Source organism: Rhodobium orientis, assembly GCF_003258835.1.
Classification (GTDB): domain Bacteria; phylum Pseudomonadota; class Alphaproteobacteria; order Rhizobiales; family Rhodobiaceae; genus Rhodobium; species Rhodobium orientis.
The window spans coordinates 1-3,940 of record NZ_NPEV01000103.1; the positions used below are offsets into that span (position 1 = coordinate 1).

The 3,940-nt window shown below is 64.8% G+C and carries 5 protein-coding genes; 3 read left to right on the forward strand and 2 right to left on the reverse strand.

Going from position 1 to position 3,940, the window contains the following annotated elements; genetic code table 11:
* Positions 1–545: 545 nt before the first annotated feature.
* Positions 546–911: a YkvA family protein gene (locus CH339_RS23450; RefSeq protein WP_111436839.1), complete on the reverse strand. Its 366-nt coding sequence runs from the start codon at positions 909–911 to the stop codon at positions 546–548.
* Positions 912–981: 70 nt separating this feature from the next.
* Positions 982–1,329 carry a 4a-hydroxytetrahydrobiopterin dehydratase gene (locus CH339_RS23455; RefSeq protein WP_276329891.1) on the reverse strand — a complete coding sequence of 116 codons (348 nt, stop codon included), beginning with the start codon at positions 1,327–1,329 and terminating at the stop codon, positions 982–984.
* A gap of 45 nt (positions 1,330–1,374) precedes the next feature.
* Between CH339_RS23455 and CH339_RS23460 the strand changes: the two genes are divergently transcribed.
* From CH339_RS23460 to CH339_RS23470, 3 genes are all read left to right on the forward strand, one after another.
* Positions 1,375–1,857, forward strand: coding sequence for a low molecular weight protein-tyrosine-phosphatase (locus CH339_RS23460; RefSeq protein WP_111436841.1), 483 nt, complete (start codon positions 1,375–1,377; stop codon positions 1,855–1,857).
* Between the two features lie 132 nt (positions 1,858–1,989).
* Positions 1,990–2,442, forward strand: a complete 453-nt coding sequence (locus CH339_RS23465) for a host attachment family protein (protein WP_111436842.1) — start codon at positions 1,990–1,992, stop codon at positions 2,440–2,442.
* 103 nt (positions 2,443–2,545) lie between these two features.
* Positions 2,546–3,715: a benzoate/H(+) symporter BenE family transporter gene (locus tag CH339_RS23470; protein WP_111436843.1), complete on the forward strand. Its 1,170-nt coding sequence runs from the start codon at positions 2,546–2,548 to the stop codon at positions 3,713–3,715.
* Positions 3,716–3,940 lie beyond the last annotated feature (225 nt).

Consider the following 3,940-nt stretch of genomic DNA (forward strand, 5'->3'; position numbering starts at 1 on the left):
CTATCGCGTCTGCTTCGGTGCAACGCATATCGCAACCATTGACCTCAACCATACCCGAAACGATCATCAATGACTGTAAGCCATGTCCCCGAACACCTGTCAATCATCTCCCCGGGACAAACACTCGACCCGGGGCCCAATGCCCACCTCGGCATGGTATGCCGTTGCGGGTTTGGAGCGGCTTTCGCCAATGCAGTGTCCGACACCGACGGCGTACCGAGCGGACAGGGCAATGGGCCCCGGCTCGGGGGCCGGGGTGACGACTGAGTTTTGGACTTGTGCCTCAGTTTTGGGAAGCGGTGGATGTGTTCGGGGGAACGCCGCCCTGGATTGCTTCGCTGCGCTCGAATGACCGTTTTTATAATAATTTCAACGTCATTGCGAGGAGGCCGACAGGCCGACGCGGCAATCCATACTGAACTGGAAGGGTTACGCAGGTGGACCCAAGGGACTCCCCGGAGGACGAGGTCAAGAGAACGTACCCTCTTCGGCCGGGGCGGCAAGAGTTGCGTACAGGTGCCGGACACGACGCAGGAGCGTGTGCCCTACCCCTGCTCCTCCAGCGCCTTCTTGGCCGCCGCGCGGTGGCGGTCCTTGATGTGGCCGATGACCATGGCGATGGCGCCGGTCAGCACCGTCACGTCGTCGGAAAAGCCGACGACGGCGAGCATGTCGGGAATGGCGTCGAAGGGCATGACGAAATAGGCGAGCGCGCCGACGAGGACGGCGCGGACCCTCAGCGGGGTTTCCGGGTCGAGGGTCGCGTAATAGGCCGCGACCACGTCCTCCATCATCGGCACCTGGCGGGCGGCGCGCTTTACCGTTGCCCAGAAATCGCGGCGCACGCGCATTTCGTCCTCGCCCTCCGGGCCGAGGATTTCGCCGTCGAGTGCTTCGGTCTGCGCGGTCATTGCATCCCTCGCGGTTGGTCTCGCGTCTCCCATGACATGGGGATGGCCACGGCGTCTGGCAAGAATCCGGTCAACTCATGCCGTCGATGGTCCTGGCAAGGGCGATGTCGCGCTCGCTGACGCCGTCCGCCTCGTGGGTCGTCAGGACGATCTCCACCTTGCTGTAGACGTTGAACCATTCGGGGTGGTGGTCGGCCTTTTCGGCGTGGAAGGCGACGCGGGTCATGAAGCCGAAGGCCTCGGCGAAATCGGAAAAGCGGAAACTCTTCGAAATGGCGTCGCGGCCCTCGACCTCGCTCCAGCCGTCAAGGCCGGCGATGGCCTCGGTGCGTGCGGCTCCGGTCAGTTTCTCCACCATGTCGTTCCTCCTGTCGGTTGGCGTTCGGTCTTCAAAAAGGGTAGAGCGTCGGTCCGAGATTCCGAGCCCCTGGCGCCGTCTCAAGCAATCCGGGAGAGAAAATCCGTGCGGTCCGTCCTCTTCGTCTGCCTTGGAAACATCTGCCGCTCGCCGCTTGCCGAGGGCGCGTTCCGGGCCGTTGCCGAAGCCAATGGTGGGGTAGGGCGCCTCACGATTGATTCCGCCGGCACATCCGACTGGAACCTCGGCCAGCCGCCGGAGCCGGCGGCGATCCGGATCGCGCGCGAGCACGGCATCGACATTTCGGGTCTGAGGGCGCGGCAGCTCTCGGACGAGGATTTTTTCCGCTTCGACCTCATCCTTGCGATGGACGCCAAAAACCTTTCCCGGATCGAGGAGCGCCGGCCGGCGGCAAGCCCGGCGCGCGTCGCGCTGTTCCTCGAAGAAGCGCTCGGGCGACGGGAGTCCATCGCCGATCCCTATGGCGGCACCGCAAAGACCTTCGCTGCGGTCTTTGCCAGCGTCGATGCCGGGGCGAAGGCGCTCTATCGCAAGCACTTTGCCGGCATCCGATCCGATAACCTTTGAACGGCTCTTGACGCTTTGTTTGGGACACCCGACCTTTAATGGTTACGGGACCGACGAGCGCCGGTTCCGCCAACGAAAGACAATCACGGCGGACGCCGGTCGTGCGCCCGCCAAAAAGAGGAGCGATACGCGATGCCTGGACTGAGCATCAATCACGAGGCCTGGGTCGTGGTGGGCGACGGCGAGAAAGCGATGTTCCTGCGCAACGGGGGGGATTCCGACTATCCGAACCTGGAGGTCGTCAGCATCATGGAGCAGGAAAATCCGTCCTCGCGCGAACAGGGCAGCGACAAGCCCGGACGCTATGTGGACGGCTCCGGCCCGCATCGTTCCTCGGTGGAAAACACCGACTGGCACACCATCGAAAAGCACCGCTTCGCCAAGGAGATCGCGGAAACCCTCTACAAGGCCGCGCACAAGAACCGCTACAAGGAACTGATCGTGGTCGCGCCGCCGATGATCCTCGGCAATCTGCGCAAGGCCTTCCACAAGGAGGTGTCCTCGCGCATCGTCGGCGAGGTCGACAAGACGCTGACCGGCCATGACATTTCCAAGATCGAGAAGATCCTGACAACCAAGAACTGATCTTCTATACGGGGCAATGACGGAATTCGGGCGCGGCCGACGGTGCCGCGCCCGTCGCATTTGAGGGGATGCGGCAACGGCCGCATCCGGAGGGGGGGGCGGCATGGTCGGCTCGTTTTCGCTGAAGGCCCTGGCAGCGGGCCTGCTGGTCGCGTTCGTCGGCTTTGCCAGTTCGTTCGCCATCGTCGTGGAAGGCCTGAAGGGCGTCGGCGCCAGCCCGCAAGAGGCGGCGTCCGGCCTGATGGCGCTGTCCGTCACCATGGGCGTTTGCGCGGTCTATCTCAGCCTCAAGACCGGCATGCCGATCAGCATTGCCTGGTCGACGCCGGGGGCGGCCTTCCTTGCTACTGTCGGCACGCTGGAGGGCGGGTTTTCCGCCGCCGTCGGTGCGTTTCTGGCGACCGCCGTTCTTATCGTCCTTGCCGGCTTCTGGAAGACGCTCGGCCGGGCGATCTCGCGCATCCCGGCGCCGATCGCCAGCGCCATGCTCGCCGGCGTGGTGCTGCCGCTGTGCCTGGCGCCGTTCCAGGCGATCTCCGAGTTTCCGGCGGTGGGCCTTTCCGTCGTTGCCGCCTTTCTCATCGTCGCCCGGATCAACCGGCTGCTGGCCATGCCCGCTGCCGTTGCCGCGGCCGCGATCGCCATTGCCTTCGGCTCGGACGCGGCCGGGATCGCCGGCATCTCGTTGTGGTCGGACCCGGTGATCGTCATTCCGACCTTCACGCTGCAGGCGATGATCGGCATCACCATCCCGCTCTTCATCATCACCATGGCGTCCCAGAACATCACCGGCATCGCCGTCCTCAACAGTTTCGGGTACCGGCCCGATCCCGGCTCCATGTTCCGCTGGACAGGCCTCTTCAGCGTGTTCGCCGCGCCGTTCGGCGGCCACGGCGTCAACCTTGCCGCGATCACCGCGGCGATCTGTGCCGGCGAGGATGCGCATCCGGATCCGAAGCGGCGCTACTGGGCCGCCGTGGTCGCGGGCATCGCCTATGTGGCACTGGGGCTGACGGCGGGCGCCGCCGTCGCCTTCATGAGCGTCGCACCGCCGCTTCTGATCACCGCCGTTGCCGGCCTTGCGCTGCTCGGCGCCCTCGGCGGGGCGCTGGCGGCGGCGCTGAAGCGCGACGAGACGCGCGAGGCGGCGCTAGTGACGTTCCTCGTCACCGCGTCGGGCGTCACCTTCTTCGGGATCGGCGGGGCGTTCTGGGGGCTTCTGGCCGGCGCCGCGCTCTATCTCTGGGACACGCGTAAGGAACTGGCGGGGTAGACATTGGCGTCCTGCCCAGCCCTTGCGCTCCGAGCTATCCACCCACTCCGCGTCACCACCGGGCTTGACCCGGTGGTCCATGATGACGTGCGGCATATTTCATCTTAACAGATTGAAATCAAAGGCCCTATGGATTGCCGGGTCAAGCCCACTACTGTCCGGTTTAGATTGGGGCGAGGTCGAGGGACATCTGGTTGGGGTTGGTTGGCGGCGGTTTTGGCTGTG